This is a genomic window from Priestia sp. JSM ZJ58 (assembly GCF_044383985.1).
Classification (GTDB): domain Bacteria; phylum Bacillota; class Bacilli; order Bacillales; family Bacillaceae_H; genus Priestia; species Priestia zanthoxyli.
In genome coordinates, this window is the sequence record NZ_JBISEM010000004.1 from 25823 (window position 1) to 40959 (window position 15137).

Sequence of the window (15137 nt, forward strand, 5' to 3'; positions counted from 1 at the left end):
AACCAAAACAAAACTTAAAACCCAATCAATAAATAGGAAGAGATACTTCCTTTAATATAGAAAGCATAGTAATGGCGTCTTTTTAAACATCAAAAAATATTCGTAAAATAAACTATACGTACGAACAACTTTTAAATGTCACACTTAAGTTATTATATTACCAACGCTTTACAAAAGTATATATTTTCATATAATGGTTAATAGAGTGAAAAATCACGGTTTGGTTGGTAGTCCAGACGTATTAGTTGAATCATACTAATATTAGTAGCCTTCCCCCCTCGGGATGTCCATCACTCTGTTATATAGTTAGAGGGGGTTTTCTGATGAAATTAACACTTTACTTTGATGGCCAGTTTTGGGTAGGAATTGTTGAAGATAATCAAGATGGGGTTTTAAAAGTTTGTAAACATATTTTTGGCAAAGAGCCAAAAGATGAAGAAGTATTATACTTTGTAAACCACATAATGATGAGATTACTTGAACGGGTTACAACAGGTGTAAAGGTTAATCAAAAGAAAGAACAGCATATAAATCCTAAACGATTAGCACGTGCTGTAGGAAAGGAAATGAAGCAAAAAGGCGCTTCTACCAAAGCTCAAGAGGCACTGAAATTAGAGCTTGAAGATAGAAAAGTAAAGCGAAAAGTGCTTTCTCGCGAGCAACGAGAAGAGGAAAAAGAAAAGAAAAGACAATTAAAGGTAGAAAAGCGCAAGAAAAAACACCGTGGAAGATAAAAAACATCCTATACGGTGTTTTTTCTATAACAGCTATTACTTTAACTAGTATGTGTCAAATTTTGTCTTACACGAATTAAATAATCAGTAAAATTATTCTTTTCTTTTATGCTAAACCCTTTAAGAGCTATATCTTCCACTTGTTCGTGTATAAACCAAAGTTTAGCTAGAATTTCTTTTCCCTTTTGAGTTATATATATTTTCTCACCATTATCTGTTACTAATTCATTTAAAATGAGTATATTTAAGGTTTCTGTAATAGAATCCTCGTCGTAACCAATTAGTTCTTTTAATTCAGTTTTTTGGAGTTTTTCATTGGAGTTTAATACCATAAGAAGAATAATTTGATTAGCGTTATATTCACTAATACTTTTTAGCTTTTTATCGTATAAATTCTTAATTATTTCTAAAGTTTCCCCCATTTCTCTTCCAATAGAGTTATTAATTTTCTCAGTTAACATAGTAATTGCCTCTTTCATTTTTAATTCATATATACTAATCCCAGCTGCTACACCAACATTTAAAGACTCTACTGAGCTTGACATTGGAATCTGAATAAGTTTATCAGCATTTTCTTTAATATCCTTAGAAATCCCATTAGTTTCATTTCCAAGAACAAGTGCAATGGGCTTTTTGGCTAATTCAAAAATAGATTGTATAGAGTCCCCATATGGACTAGTTGCAATTACTTGATATCCTCTTTTTTTTAATAAGTCTATAGTTTCTTTGGGAGAAGAAAGCTTTAGAAAACTTGAATTAAATACAGATCCTCTCGAAGAATCTATAGTTTTTTGATAAAACGGATCAAACTCCTTATTAGTGGTAACAAATTCATTTATGCCATAAGCATTGGCGGTACGAATTATTGTTCCAATATTTCCATGATCCTGTACTCCATCAAATACTATCGTAAAGTCTGTTAGTATCGTTTTCTTTGAATAGTTAGCTACACCTATACATGGAATTACATAATTAGTACCTGAAATTTTCTTTAACAACCCTTCGGAAACCCTAAAAATAGTAGTGTTATATTGGTCATAATCAGTAGCATCTAATTTTTCACTAATAAAAATATGGTCAATGTTTACGTTGAAATTAATGGCCCAGTCCAGTTGTATGGCTCCATATAACAAAAATCTGTTAGTTTTATTACGAAATTTACTTTGCGATAATTCCCTCGCTTCTTGAATAAAAGGGTTTTTCAGTTTTTCAATCTTCTCTATATTCCTCACTATAAATCAATCCTTTGGATAACGTACAATATTTACTTTTCTACCAATTTAAGAACTTAATAAATGTACTTCTTAGTCAACAATCTTAATTGTATTAATTAACAATAAAATACATTATATTACTTTAATGGTATATATTCAAATTTTTTTTAGTTCTGATAAAGAATTCAATAGATAAATTTACGTAATTGTAGGTAAAATTAACTATTAAGCATACCTCTGTTAGGTTTTTATTATATAAATATATTTTTTATATTAAAAAAACATGATTTTATTCCATTGAAACGTTAAATTTTATTATTATAAAAAATAAACACCAACCAGGGAATTAGTAATATAATATCAATTTTAAAGAAAAATATTGATAAAATTAGAAAAATGATACATAATTTCCCATGTTGTGATTTTTCAAACGGAAAAGGAGTGAGTAAAATGGCCTACTTAAATATCATTAATGATAATTTGGAGATTTATGATATGAATAATATTTCTCTGATTATGAGAAAATTTGGTATTGAGATTGGTAAGTTTGATATAAATGAATTAGTTTTAGAATACCAAAAGAAAGATACTTTAAATGAAAATGAGAGAAACAAATTAATAAGTTCTTATTCTCATATAGTAGAAAAATTCAAAGATAAATCTGGATACCGTTCGGATGTAGTATGTTTTTATCCTGAATTTGAACATTTAGATTTTATACTTAAAAAGTTTTCGCCTATTCATTTTCATTATGAAAATGAATACTGGTATTTTGTTGATGGTGAAGCTAAATTTGGATTTTTAGGCACCGACGGCACAAAGTTCGAAGTAGTAGTGCAGAAAGGTGAATATATTCAAGTACCTGAAGGGTTATGGCAATGGTTTGAATTAACTGACAAGAGAAGAATGAAATCTATGCGATTTTTTTATTCAACTAATTCAATTCCTTTGCGTTCAGCTATTAAAGTTTAATCATCTTCAATATAGAATAGGTGAACAATTATTTATGGAGAGTTTTTCTAATAATTTTACTATAGAAGCAATTTGTGCTGTTAGAGCCTCATACAAATATGAATTAAAAGATTCTTATTCAGAATCAATTATTGAATTCTTACCAAAAGCTCAAAAAAATTGTGAAATACTTAACAAAATTTCAAGAGGAAAGTTTTCGCGAACCATTTTATTAAGAAGTTTATTCTTTCGAAAGGTAATGATTGAGGCAGCTCACTCAGTAAGTCAAATAATCATACTGAATGCTGGATTAGATCCTAAACCCTTATCTATTGATTCGTTAAAAAAAAGCACCAAGATTTTCTATGTTGATAGTTCTTATTTATGTGATTTTACAAAAAATATTTTTAATCAACTGAATATTTGTGTTAACAATATCAATTTTATACCTTATAGCTTTAATGGCGATTCGGTAAAGCTAATAGAAGAACTAAAGAAAGTTGAAGTAGATTTCTCTTCTCCAACTTTAATCTTATGGGAGGGAGCCTCCTACTATTTTGAACCTGAAATAATATATCAGTTGATTTCAAATATTTCAAAAGAGTTCGAAAAATTAAATTTCGCTTTTGATTTCCTTAATAAGTGTGATTATTTTAAAAATAACGCTCCTATCACATTGGCAATAAAGAAGAAATTAGAGTTTCTAGAATCTATTGGAGAACCATGGAAAGGTTTCGTTGAACTAAGGAAAATGCTAATGATATTAAACAAGTGTGGGTTCCATAGTATAGAGGTAAAGTCTAGAGAGAAGTTAGAAGAAGAGCTATTAAATTATGTAAAGATGACCAAGGGTCAAAGGTTTTTTGCAAACATATCAAATTATTAAATTTGAAAAGAGGGATTGAATGTCGATTATTGGAACAGATAGCAAAACATTCGTAAAAAAACTAATGGAAGAAGTAACTAATGATCAGATTGAGAAAGCAGAGAAAATCACTTTAGAACTTGAAGAAGGGGAGGAACTCCCTGAATTTGTTATAAAGCATTGGCTTAATTTTGCTGTTTATTATGAAAAAGCAGCAACATATTTTATTGGTGATTGGTTAAAATCGACCAAGGAAGTAGATGCCCTTGTGAACTTTGCTCACCAAATAGAAGATGAAGCTAATCATTATGTGTGGTTAAGAAAGCACCTTGCTGATTATGTACCTAATCCTGATAGCTTTGTTCCCCCAAAAGAATGGCAGTATTTAATGGAAGAATATTATCCTGGTTTAGAGCATTTAGTGGAGCGACTGGCAGCACATAATATTGCTTCAGAAAGCTCGGTTTTAGGATTTATGGAGTTTGCTCAAGATCGCTTTCCGGAATCTATTAAAAAAACCGTAGAGAAGGTTGCGAAAGACGAACTTTTTCATGTTTCTTTTGGAAAAAAACTTTTAGAGAAATATTGTACAACGCCAGAACTTCAGGAGCGTGCATATAAAGCAACACGTGAAGCAATGGAAATAATGAAAAATGCTAGAAAGGTCTTTGTCAACATATAAAAATAAATAATAGGAGCGTTTTTATGGGAAAAGTAGTTGTTACAGGAATTGGGGTTGTAGCACCAAATGGAATTGGAATAGATACATATTGGAGAAACCTTATTTCTGGAAAATCTTATATAGAAAAAAGTGATTTTATGGAAAACTTAGGTTTCAACAGTAAGGTAGCATCTACTATAAAAAATTTTAATCTGGAAGAATACAACGTAAAAAAGCTCTTTCCTTCTTTAGAAAAGGAAGATAAATTTGTGCAATATGGAGTACTGTCAGGGAAATTATCATTAGACGATTCCTTATTAGATTATAAGAATTTAAAAAAAGAGGAATGTGGGGTAATCTTTGCTTCAGCAATAGGCGGAACCACAAGTGTTGCAAAAACATTTGAAGATTTAAGTGATTATGGTAAGTCTCCTATTACTTATAAGCCAATAGGTCCTAACTTTTATAATTCAGGAATGTTTAATCACAGTGCGTCCCTCCTTTCAAAAAGCTATGGTTTTGAAGGATACTGCATGTCGCTTTCTACAGGCTGTACAGCAGGATTAGATGCTTTAGGTCTAGGTTATGAAGCAATAAAAAATGGAGAAGCTTCAGTCATGTTGGTCGGAAGCTCTGAAGCCCCCCATGTGGGATTCACTTACGCTACTTTAGACATCATAGGATCATTATCAGTTGCTGAAGGTGATCCAAGCAGAGCTTCAAGACCCTTTGATAAAAAAAGAGCTGGATTTGTAATAGGAGAAGGGGCATCTTTTTTAGTATTGGAAAATGAAGCTCATGCAATTAAACGTGGTGCAAAAATTTATGGAGAGATTACAAGCTTTTATAGTTTAAGCAACGCTCACCATATGACCGATTTAAAGGCAGATGGAGAATCAATGAGTGAGGTAATAAATAGAGCTTTAACTTTGGGTGAAGTATTACCAAGTGACATCGATTACATAAATGCTCACGGAAGTTCAACTCCACAAAACGATTTATTTGAAACAAACGCATATAAGAATGTATTTGGGGATAGAGCGTACGATATACCTATCAGTTCAACAAAATCTATGATTGGTCATTCCCTATCTTCAGCTAGCTTAATGGGCGCAACATCAGCATTAATGAGTATAAAAACTTCAAAGATTCATCCTACTATTAATTATGAGTTTGAAGATGAACAATGTGATTTAAACTATGTACCTAATCATTTCGTTGAAAAAGAAGTTAATACAGCTTTAGTTACTGCTAGTGGATTTGGAGGAATACATTCAGCTGCGATTTTTAAAAAATATGGAGGTATCCCTCTGTGAAAAGAAGAGTTGTAATAACTGGAATTGGTCTAGTTACACCATCCGGCATAGGAAAAAAGCAGTTTTGGTCATCAATTAAAGAGAATCAACTAAATATAGATAAGATTACGAGATTTAATACAGATAAATTCCCAGTAAAATTAGCTGCTGAAGTGAAAAATTTTAATGTGGAAGAATATGTTCCAAGGCGTTTGAAAATTAAAACCGATAGATTTACACACTATGCTCTAGGAGCTTCTAAACTTGCCTTAAATGATAGCTTATTAGAATTGGATAAAGTAGATCCGTTTAAGGTTGGAGTCTTTTTTGGTAATAACTCCGGAGGTTGGGATATTTGTGAAAGAGGTTTCTATGAGTACTATTCTCAGGGTCCGTTAATGGTAAATCCATGGCAAGCAACTGCTTGGTTTCCAACAGCCCCTCAAGGGTACGTTACTATATCTAATGGAATTAAAGGATATAGTAAGAGTTTTATAAGCGATAGAGCGAGTGGAGCAAGTGCTATGTATTTTGCTACCCGTTCAATAGAGATGGGGCATAATGACATAGTATTAGCTGGTGGAACAGAAGCACCAATTACGGCCTTTGGGATTAATTGTTATTACGGTACAGGAGATCTTTCTTCTATAGAAGATCCAAAAAACGCGTACAAGCCCTTTAGTCATAAGAATACAGGATTAGTTCTAGGAGAAGGAAGTACGGTCTTAATATTAGAAGAAATGGAACATGCAATTAAACGTGATGCACAAATTTATGGTGAAATTTTGGGATCTACAGCTTCTAAAAATAACGATAACCATAACAATAGCCATACTTATCTCAAAAACCTTAAGTCCACTTTAGAGAAAAGTGAGTTGGCTGCTTCTGAGATAGACTTAATCTTTCCAGAGGGTTCAGGATTAAATGTTACTGATACTTTAGAGTTAGAAGCTTTGAATGAATTGTTTAAAAAGGATAACTCACACTTACCATTAAGTATCCCTAAAAGTAATTATGGACATTTATATGGTGCTAGTTTTTCTACAGAGATTGCTTGTGGATTATTAAGTATACAAAATAAGCAGATGCCACCTTTTTTTAGACTTAGTGGGATTTTAAATAACAACATTAATCCAATTATTGGGGTGGAAAATAAAGAAACACAAAATTTTCTAGTCAATTCTATTGCTCGAGATGGAGTAAATATATCGATGGTAATTAAAAAGGTAATCTAAAGGAGGAGATGGGAAATGATTTTTGAAGCAATTAAAGAAATTTTATTAGAACTAGGGATACCTGAAGAAGAAATTAAAGAAGAAGCATTATTAAAAAGCGATCTAGCCTTAGATTCTACTGAAACCGTTCAGATTGCGTTAGAAATGAAACGCCATTTTAATGCAGTTATCAAATTAGAATCGAATCAAGATTTCTCTATAAGAGCTGTCATAGAGATGGTAAATAATCAATTAACAGAAAAAGTGAAAGCATAATAGGAGGAAAATAAAATGAAATTAGAACAAAAATCGGTCGTGAGAAATTACTTTACTCAGGCTTACTCAGAAAAAACTCCATCTAAACATGAATGGACGGCGGGTACAGCATCACCAGAGTTAATTGAATTAGTGTGGAACCAAAATATAAAAAAAGGATCTAAAGTAATTGAAGTTGGATGTGGTATTGGTACCGAGGCAGTTTTTTTAGCTGTTAGAGATATGGAAGTATCAGCAGTCGATATTTCAGAATCAGCTATAAAAACTGCTAAACAATTAGCTGATGTTTATGGGGTAAATGTTGATTTCCGTGTTGCTGATGCTCTTTCTCTACCATTTGATAATAACGAATTTGATGTTTTTTGTGATCAAGGTTGCTTTCATCATCTAACTAATGAAGAAAGACCTCTTTATGTTAAAGAAATTTTAAGAGTCCTAAAACCGGGTGGGATGTTAGTACTGCGTTGTTTCTCGGATAAGATTCCAGGTGGCCCCCAACCACGTCGCATTAGTTCTTCGGAGTTGATTGATACTTTTGCAGAAAGCTTCAATCTAGAGCATATGGAAAGAGTACTCTCTTTTTCGACTGAACAAAGGCAGTTACCTCTAGGATGGTCAACAATCTGGTTTAAAGCTTAAAAGAAATTGATTATAGGGACGGGAATAGACTTAGAACCTATAGCTCGTATCGAGAATTTAACTAAAAGATACGAGGATAGTGAACTAGAAATGATTTTTACTAAAGATGAATTGAAGCAGTGTAGAACAGCTTTGAATCCTGGACTATATTATACTATATGTTTTTCTACAAAGGAGTCTGTGGGGAAATCCCTTGGTACAGGTCTCTCAGATATAAATTGGATTGATATTGAAGCTATAATTTTCAAGGATAAAGTAAGAGTGAATTTGTACAATAATGCGGAAAGAATATTGAAATTAAATCGAATAACAAAAATAGTAATTAATTGGGAAATAATCGACCGACACGTTTTGACTACAGCAATTGCTTCAAGATAAATTATATAAAGGTTTGATCTTTTGAAATGTCTATGAATAATATTATAACTAAAAAATCGAATAACGTAGCAGTACATTTCCTGGAAAAACATTTGAAAAACTTGCCTAATAAAATAGCCTATATATACGAAGAAGATTATGTAACATTCAAACAAGTTTACGAAAATGTAAACAAAATGGCTGCACTTTTAAAAGATTTAGGAATCAGAAAAAAAAATAAAGTTTGTATATTTATTCCTGATTCTATGGATTTTATTTATACGTTTTGGGGATCTATCTGGATAGGTTCAGTTCCAATTCCTATAAATATCTTGTGTACAGAAAAAGACATTAACAACATCCTTAATGATTCCCAAGCAGATTTAATTATAACCAGCAAAGAATATGTCAACAAAATACCATCATCCACTATAAAGGTTTTTATAGTGGATGATAAGGAAAGTTTAACTAATAAGCTATCCAAAATAAGAGGTTCTATTTCCCCTGAACCTTGTAATGAAAAAGATATAGCATTCTGTTTGTATACATCAGGAAGTACGAGTGAGCCAAAAGGTGTAATACATAAGCATGAAAGTATGATTATTTCTGCCACTTCATATGCCGAAAAAACTATTGAATTAAATAGAAGAGATATTATCTATTCAGCTGTACAAATGCCGTTCGCTTATGGTCTAGGAAATAGTTTATATATGCCATTATTCGTAGGGGCCACAAGTATAATATCATCTTCTAGTAACGTATTCGATATTATATCTGAAGTGAATAAGTATAAACCTACTGTGTTTTTCGGAATCCCATCCATATATTCTCATATTTTATCTGTAAACCATATTCAAAAATTTTGCCCTTCAAATATTAGACTATTTTTGTCTGCGGGAGAGCAACTTCCAAAAGTTATTTGGGATGATTGGTTTCGTACTTTTAATGCAGAAATTTATGAAGGTATAGGATCTACAGAAATGTTGCATATATACATATGTAATAAGAAGGGAGCTTGTAAACCGGGAAGTTCAGGAAGGCCTATCTATGGATATGTAGCCACTTTATATGATGACAATGGGGAAAAGGTAAAACAAGAGGAAGTCGGAGAGTTGTACATTCAAGGTGATAGTATGATGAAAGAGTACTCTAACTATTCAATCGAATATGAAGAAGGAAAAGGTTATAGAACTGGTGACAAATATTCAATTGATTCGGATGGTTTCTACCATTATATCGGAAGAAGTGACAATACTTTTAAAATAAACGGTAAATGGATTATGCCTTCAGAAATAGAAAATTGTATATTGTCGCATACGGATATTTCTGATGTTGTAGTGTGTCCTGAAAGGGACAAGCGAACTGGCACAATAACTATAAAGTGTTATTACTGTACTTATAAAAATATTATAGATACAAAAAAGTTAGAGAGAGAAATTAAAGTATTAATTCGTTCAAAGTTATCTTCAGATAAAGTGCCGAAGCATTTACAAAAAGTTAATAAAATTCCTAGAAATCAAAATGGAAAAGTGAACAGGAAATTATTGAATGAATACTGAGAGGAGATTTAAAAAGCTCATGAATTATAAAGTACATGAAAGTGACATAACTCCACTAACAGACAAAGGTGGGGAAGTGAGAGTCTTATTGTCGCCTAGAACAGTGAAATCTACTCAATTAATTATGGGTGTGGCTACAATTCCACCTGGAGAAATTGTTAAAGAACACCTCCATGATTATGGGGAGGAGTGTTTTTACGTACAAAAAGGTACCGGTAAACTTATTTTAAGAAATTTAGATCAACTAAATTTTAAAGCTGGAGATGCCTTAATTATTCCTCAAGGTACCATCCATTCAATTGAAAATATAGGAGAAGAGGACATTGAAGTAGTGTTTGCAACAGCCCCTTTAGCACCTACGGCACGTGAAGGGCACAGAAATTTATAAAGGAGAGATATTAATGAAAAACATCATGGTTGAAGCTCCAGAAGTTTCAAGAAGCTTTTTTAATTTAACTAATTCTGTTACAGAGTATTCAAAAATTGATTTAAAAACAAAAGAACTTATATTAATAGGAATATTTACTACCAATAGGGGGATACGAGGAATCAATACCCATGTTATTCGTGCACTTGAAGCAGGAGCTACTAAAGAAGAAGTATTAGGGGCAATTTTATTAGCTTTACCAGCAGTAGGTATATCTAACGTTACATTGGCCTTCGAAAAAGCACTAGAAATTATTTCTCAAAAAGAAGGGGAATAAATTGGTCAAAATAATTGATTTAAGTGTAAAAATAGAAAATTCCTTATCCGAACCAATGAAAGTAGAATTAAAAAGACTATCTCATAAAAAAGGTGCAAAACAGTTTTGTAGAAAAGTCGCTTGGAATAAAAATTCACCATTAAAAATTAGAATTTTCCAACTTATTAAACACCTATTAGGGCATGGAAAGATAAAACATACTGATTTTCCAAATCAAGAATTTCTAGCTTTAGATACGGTTACGATGCCAACTCACATGGGAACACATCTTGATGCACCTATTCACTATGGTTCTACTTGTGAAGGAGAAATAGCAAAATCAGTGGATCAATTACCATTAGATTGGTTTTATCGTCCAGCAGTCAAAATAGATATGACTAATAAAAAACCGGGAGAAACTATTACTAAAAATGATATAGAATGTTATCTCCAACAAATAAATTATCAATTAAACCCGTATGACATAGTTCTTATATGGACTGGAGTAGATAAACTTTGGGGAACTAGAGAATACTTTACACACGCTCCCGGAATGGGAAGAGATGCAGTTGAATGGTTAATTAGTAAAGGTATTAAAGTTATAGGTATTGATACTTATGGATTTGATAAGCCCTTTGGAATTATGTTACAGGAGTTTTGGAAAACACATAATACAAATGCTTTATGGCCTTGTCACTTCTATGGGAGAGAAAAAGAATATATTCAAATAGAAAGATTGACTAATCTAGAACAATTGCCTGAGAGTGATTTTATAGTCTCCTGTTTTCCATTACGATTAAGTGGGGCAGATGCTAGTTGGATTAGGGCGGTTGGAATTTTTGATTAAGAGAGGAATGTAAGTATGGGGTATACTAAGAACTCAATTCATATTAAACAAGATTTTGATACAGTATTTGATAAGACAAATGATATTAACAACTGGACCAACTTATTTACTGAGTATCAAGAATCAAAAGTATTAAAAAGAGAAAAGAATGAGATACTATTTCAGCTTTCTACATTTCCTGAAAAAAATAAGCCCTCCAGAACATGGATTTCACGACGTATTATTGATAAAGAAAATAAAGAAGCAACTGCAGAACGGTTGGATCCTAAGTTTCCTTTTAAGTTCATGCATATCCATTGGACATATAATATTATTTCAGATAACGAGGTAGAAATGACTTGGGTTCAGAAGTTCCAAGTGGATTCAAAATGCCCTTTAAGTGAGGAAGAAATGGAAACATTCCTTAATGAGAATACGAAAGTACAAATGAAATCTATAAAAAGTAAATTAGAACAACTTAGCACAAAATCAATCTAATAGTTTTTAATAAAGGAGAACTTAAATGCCATATATAAAATTTAGTGGTGTTAATATTTATTACGAAACTATTAACTTTAATAATCTTTCTACAGAAAATGTTTCCTTATTAATTCACGGTGCTGGAGGCAGTAGTGTTCACTGGTATCCTTTAATAAAAAAACTGAGAAGCGATATTCCTATTATAACAGTAGATTTACCAGGACATGGGATATCGGAAGGTTTGGTATTAGAGGATATAAGATGTGTTAATGAATTTATTCTCTATTTAAGCAGAAAGTTGAAAATTAATAAATTTAATCTAATAGGACATTCTTTAGGAGGACTTATAGCTTTAAATTTCACAATTAATTATCCACGTCTTGTAAATAAAATAGCTTTAATATGTAGTTCCGACTATATTAACTTGCATCCTGATTTCTTGATGCAAGCAAGGAAGAATTCTTGGGATATGAAAATACAAAGGAACGGCTTATCTCCTAATATACCGCCAGAAAAAGTTCATTTAATTTTAGACGAACTATATAAAATTAGGATGAATGAAAAACATACTGATTTTATGAATACCAGTAATTATAATCTAAGAAACCTATCTCACTTAATCAAAAATAAAGTGATAATAATAACGAGCAAAAATGACATTATTATATCACCTAGACATTCTAGAAACTTAGCAAAAAAAATACAAAATTCCCAACTTGTCGAACTAGCAGTTGGTAGTCATTATGTCCATGTTGAATACCCAAATTTAATAGCAGAGAAGCTAAATATATTTCTCAAATGATCAATGTAAGTATGCTTACTACAAATTAATAAGGTATCACTATAAGATTAATTATTACTAGGAGAAGTATTGTAATGTTATGTATTTGTTCAAAACATGTAAAGGATGGTATTAGCCATTTTAAAACCCCTCATGTAAACCGAATTAATTTCTTTGCAAAGTGTAGGTTTTGTGATCAAAAAGCTATATTTGGAATATATCTTTTAAACGAAAATGAGTGGCGCTCTAGAGCTAGAATGGTAAAAAATAAATAATAAATCTTAAATAAGTGCAAAAATAAGGAGAAAAACATACATGACACTAAAAACACAAAGTATAACTATGGAAGCAGTATGCGCTATACGTTCTCAATATTCCGAAGAATTAAGAGACAATTATTCTTCCCGTCTTTTATTAAATCTACCTAACGCTATAAAAGGAAGAGAGATATTAGATAATGGTTCTAACAATATGTTCTCTAGAAGCGTTGTTCTAAGAAGCTTATATTTCAGAGACCTCTTAAAGAAGCAAAAAGATAATTTTGAGCAATTAATTATCTTGAGTGCAGGCTTAGATTTGAGTGTATTAGATATCGCTGGATGGGAAGAAAAGAAGGTATTTAGCATAGACCATCCTTATTCACAAGAATTTTGTAAAGAGGTTATAGAAAAGGCAGAAATAGACACATCATTTTACGACTTTATTCCTTTCGATTTAACAGATGAACTTACTAATTTAATAAGTTTATTAGAAAAGGAAGGCCTTGATACTAAACTTAATACCCTTATTATCTGGGAAGGAGCTACTTATTATTTTACTCCTCAACATGTTTATGAAGTTCTCGAGTATTTTTCTAGAAATTTAGAAAGTATTACCTTTGTATGTGATTTTTTAAATAAAGATTCATATTTAAAAGATGGAAAACCAGCCAACATATATGTAGAAAAAAATTTAAAATTTCTTGAAGAAATAGGAGAACCGTGGAGAGGGCTATTTTCGCCTACTGAATTAAAAGCACAGCTAAAATGTTACGGTTTTAACGAAATTGAGATGATACCAAGAGAAGATATAGAAAAAGATTTTATGAAAGAAGTAAAAATGGGCTTTAATAAAATGTTTTTTATGGAGGCAAAAAAGAAAAAGTTAAATGAGTAGGTAAGTCATATAATCTCCTTCAACTTGTAAGAAAATATTATTCCCTACATTATATTAAGTAAAATGAATCCAAATAAAAATTATTAGAAAAGGAAGAATATGATTATGAATACTCAAAAAATTAACTCTGAGCAAATTAGTACTTATTATCAAGAGAAATATTCAAAATTTAAGCCGTCAGAATACGAATGGACAGTTGGTACCGCTTCTCCAGAATTAGTTAAGATGGTTGAAGAAGAAGTAATTCCTAAAGGTTCTCAAGTATTAGACATTGGCTGTGGAGTTGGAACTGAATCAGTATTTATGGCTTTAAGAGGATGTAATGTTATTGGACTAGAAATATCCAAGGATGCCATAGAAAAAGCTAAACAATTAGCGAATTTTTATGGAGTTGACGTTGATTGGAAAGTTGCAGATGTTTTGAATATGCCATTAAAAGATAACAGTATAGATGTAATTACAGATCGTGGTTGCTTTCACTGTATGCGACCTGAACAAAGAGAGGCTTTTGCTAACGAGATAAATCGAGTTTTAAAACCAGGAGGTTTATTTACGATGCGATGTTTTTCTAGTCAAACATCGGGAGCCCCTCAATCTATTGAAGTTAATGAATTTATTAAGCATAACTTTGGGGTATCTAGCAGTGAAATTTGGGAGACTTTTAACCATCATTTCATTTGTGAAAAGATGGAGTTAATCACATCCAAAAAAGACCATGTAAACTCAACCTATGGTTGGAGTTGCTTATGGTATAAGAAATAAATATTTAAGTATATATTTATATAAGATCTTAAATGTTTAAACTGGATATGCATATAAAACAAAACCGGTATAAAAAGATTTTGGAAAAGTATCTGAACACCTGAAAACATTTAAATAAAGTATGTAGATAGTATAAAAATGTTGCTTCTAAGTTAGAGGCTAAGTATGGATTAAAGTTAAAATAAACACTCAATGCATTAATTTATCTGTCCGATAGAAGATAATAATTTGATGTATTGAGTGTTTTATTTTTTAATCTTTAACAACCCTAATTGTAACTGATACCAAAATAAAACCAGCAATACAGTATCTAACTTGGATTCAAAGGAGGTATTAATTACCTTATAGTTAAAAATTCTTTTTCTTCAAATATAAAAATATGTCGTTCTATTTTTATCAACGTAGATAAATTATGAAACCTTATTTCTTTTAGATTATAAATTAACGTTACCATATAAAAAAATATATTTAAAATTAATATTATTAATAAAAGTAATATCTAACGTATTTTATTGAAAGTAGTGTTAGTTATTACACATCTTGTAGAAAAACTATGTATTTGTCGTCACTAACTGTAAATAGTAAAACCTTAATAATAAATTAAATAATTTAATATTTACTTAACGAATAATAAAACGTAGACAAGGTTATTTTCCATAAATATAGTGAATGACAACATTTTTTT

At 31.1% G+C, this 15137-nt stretch carries 18 protein-coding genes; 17 read left to right on the plus strand and 1 reads right to left on the minus strand.

The genetic code is table 11. The annotated features are described in order from the left end of the window. The first annotated feature begins 323 nt into the window (after positions 1-323). Positions 324-734: a YjdF family protein gene (locus ACH6EI_RS24135; protein ID WP_108674897.1), complete on the plus strand. Its 411-nt coding sequence runs from the start codon at positions 324-326 to the stop codon at positions 732-734. Positions 735-775: 41 nt separating this feature from the next. Here ACH6EI_RS24135 and ACH6EI_RS24140 read toward each other — a convergent pair whose 3' ends face one another. Then, positions 776-1966 carry a TrmH family RNA methyltransferase gene (locus ACH6EI_RS24140; RefSeq protein WP_189643542.1) on the minus strand — a complete coding sequence of 397 codons (1191 nt, stop codon included), beginning with the start codon at positions 1964-1966 and terminating at the stop codon, positions 776-778. 432 nt (positions 1967-2398) lie between these two features. Here ACH6EI_RS24140 and ACH6EI_RS24145 point away from each other — a divergent pair, with 432 nt between their 5' ends. The 16 genes from ACH6EI_RS24145 to ACH6EI_RS24220 all read left to right on the plus strand — a co-directional run bounded on the left by ACH6EI_RS24145 (position 2399) and on the right by ACH6EI_RS24220 (position 14452). After that, complete coding sequence (locus tag ACH6EI_RS24145; protein ID WP_397378234.1) at positions 2399-2920, plus strand: cupin domain-containing protein; 522 nt, start codon at positions 2399-2401, stop codon at positions 2918-2920. Positions 2921-2954: 34 nt separating this feature from the next. Further along, positions 2955-3785: a class I SAM-dependent methyltransferase gene (locus tag ACH6EI_RS24150; RefSeq protein WP_098563552.1), complete on the plus strand. Its 831-nt coding sequence runs from the start codon at positions 2955-2957 to the stop codon at positions 3783-3785. A gap of 19 nt (positions 3786-3804) precedes the next feature. Continuing rightward, positions 3805-4446, plus strand: coding sequence for a ferritin-like domain-containing protein (locus ACH6EI_RS24155; protein WP_108674900.1), 642 nt, complete (start codon positions 3805-3807; stop codon positions 4444-4446). A 23-nt stretch (positions 4447-4469) separates the two neighbouring features. Continuing rightward, positions 4470-5741, plus strand: coding sequence for a beta-ketoacyl-[acyl-carrier-protein] synthase family protein (locus ACH6EI_RS24160; RefSeq protein WP_108674901.1), 1272 nt, complete (start codon positions 4470-4472; stop codon positions 5739-5741). Then, on the plus strand, positions 5738-6955 hold the full coding sequence (locus tag ACH6EI_RS24165; protein ID WP_108674902.1) for a beta-ketoacyl-[acyl-carrier-protein] synthase family protein: 1218 nt from the start codon (positions 5738-5740) through the stop codon (positions 6953-6955). Before ACH6EI_RS24160 ends, ACH6EI_RS24165 begins: the two co-directional genes overlap by 4 nt. Before the next feature lie 15 nt (positions 6956-6970). Next, positions 6971-7210, plus strand: a complete 240-nt coding sequence (locus ACH6EI_RS24170; RefSeq protein WP_098563548.1) for an acyl carrier protein — start codon at positions 6971-6973, stop codon at positions 7208-7210. A 15-nt stretch (positions 7211-7225) separates the two neighbouring features. Further along, positions 7226-7849, plus strand: coding sequence for a class I SAM-dependent methyltransferase (locus tag ACH6EI_RS24175; protein ID WP_108674903.1), 624 nt, complete (start codon positions 7226-7228; stop codon positions 7847-7849). Between the two features lie 6 nt (positions 7850-7855). Then, the gene (locus ACH6EI_RS24180) at positions 7856-8227 is read left to right on the plus strand and encodes a holo-ACP synthase (RefSeq protein ID WP_108674904.1); all 372 of its coding nucleotides are present in this window, start codon (positions 7856-7858) and stop codon (positions 8225-8227) included. Positions 8228-8253: 26 nt separating this feature from the next. Next, positions 8254-9765: an AMP-binding protein gene (locus tag ACH6EI_RS24185; protein ID WP_108674905.1), complete on the plus strand. Its 1512-nt coding sequence runs from the start codon at positions 8254-8256 to the stop codon at positions 9763-9765. Positions 9766-9784: 19 nt separating this feature from the next. Continuing rightward, on the plus strand, positions 9785-10153 hold the full coding sequence (locus ACH6EI_RS24190) for a cupin domain-containing protein (RefSeq protein ID WP_189643546.1): 369 nt from the start codon (positions 9785-9787) through the stop codon (positions 10151-10153). A gap of 13 nt (positions 10154-10166) precedes the next feature. Then, positions 10167-10469, plus strand: coding sequence for a carboxymuconolactone decarboxylase family protein (locus tag ACH6EI_RS24195; RefSeq protein WP_108674907.1), 303 nt, complete (start codon positions 10167-10169; stop codon positions 10467-10469). 1 nt (position 10470) lies between these two features. Further along, positions 10471-11295, plus strand: a complete 825-nt coding sequence (locus ACH6EI_RS24200; RefSeq protein ID WP_108674908.1) for a cyclase family protein — start codon at positions 10471-10473, stop codon at positions 11293-11295. A gap of 15 nt (positions 11296-11310) precedes the next feature. Beyond that, on the plus strand, positions 11311-11772 hold the full coding sequence (locus tag ACH6EI_RS24205) for an SRPBCC family protein (protein ID WP_108674909.1): 462 nt from the start codon (positions 11311-11313) through the stop codon (positions 11770-11772). A 25-nt stretch (positions 11773-11797) separates the two neighbouring features. After that, positions 11798-12556, plus strand: a complete 759-nt coding sequence (locus ACH6EI_RS24210; RefSeq protein WP_108674910.1) for an alpha/beta fold hydrolase — start codon at positions 11798-11800, stop codon at positions 12554-12556. 294 nt (positions 12557-12850) lie between these two features. Next, complete coding sequence (locus ACH6EI_RS24215) at positions 12851-13690, plus strand: class I SAM-dependent methyltransferase (protein ID WP_098563538.1); 840 nt, start codon at positions 12851-12853, stop codon at positions 13688-13690. A 105-nt stretch (positions 13691-13795) separates the two neighbouring features. Further along, a complete protein-coding gene (locus tag ACH6EI_RS24220; protein WP_189643549.1) occupies positions 13796-14452 on the plus strand; it encodes a class I SAM-dependent methyltransferase in 657 nt (218 codons plus the stop codon). The last annotated feature ends 685 nt before the right edge of the window (positions 14453-15137 follow it).

Coding starts and splice junctions, on each gene's coding strand:
- ACH6EI_RS24135 (WP_108674897.1), top strand. CDS start 324: ATGAAATTAACACTTTACTTTGATGGCCAGTTTTGGGTAGGAATTGTT.
- ACH6EI_RS24145 (WP_397378234.1), top strand. CDS start 2,399: ATGGCCTACTTAAATATCATTAATGATAATTTGGAGATTTATGATATG.
- ACH6EI_RS24150 (WP_098563552.1), top strand. CDS start 2,955: ATGGAGAGTTTTTCTAATAATTTTACTATAGAAGCAATTTGTGCTGTT.
- ACH6EI_RS24155 (WP_108674900.1), top strand. CDS start 3,805: ATGTCGATTATTGGAACAGATAGCAAAACATTCGTAAAAAAACTAATG.
- ACH6EI_RS24160 (WP_108674901.1), top strand. CDS start 4,470: ATGGGAAAAGTAGTTGTTACAGGAATTGGGGTTGTAGCACCAAATGGA.
- ACH6EI_RS24170 (WP_098563548.1), top strand. CDS start 6,971: ATGATTTTTGAAGCAATTAAAGAAATTTTATTAGAACTAGGGATACCT.
- ACH6EI_RS24175 (WP_108674903.1), top strand. CDS start 7,226: ATGAAATTAGAACAAAAATCGGTCGTGAGAAATTACTTTACTCAGGCT.
- ACH6EI_RS24185 (WP_108674905.1), top strand. CDS start 8,254: ATGTCTATGAATAATATTATAACTAAAAAATCGAATAACGTAGCAGTA.
- ACH6EI_RS24190 (WP_189643546.1), top strand. CDS start 9,785: ATGAATTATAAAGTACATGAAAGTGACATAACTCCACTAACAGACAAA.
- ACH6EI_RS24195 (WP_108674907.1), top strand. CDS start 10,167: ATGAAAAACATCATGGTTGAAGCTCCAGAAGTTTCAAGAAGCTTTTTT.
- ACH6EI_RS24205 (WP_108674909.1), top strand. CDS start 11,311: ATGGGGTATACTAAGAACTCAATTCATATTAAACAAGATTTTGATACA.
- ACH6EI_RS24210 (WP_108674910.1), top strand. CDS start 11,798: ATGCCATATATAAAATTTAGTGGTGTTAATATTTATTACGAAACTATT.
- ACH6EI_RS24215 (WP_098563538.1), top strand. CDS start 12,851: ATGACACTAAAAACACAAAGTATAACTATGGAAGCAGTATGCGCTATA.
- ACH6EI_RS24220 (WP_189643549.1), top strand. CDS start 13,796: ATGAATACTCAAAAAATTAACTCTGAGCAAATTAGTACTTATTATCAA.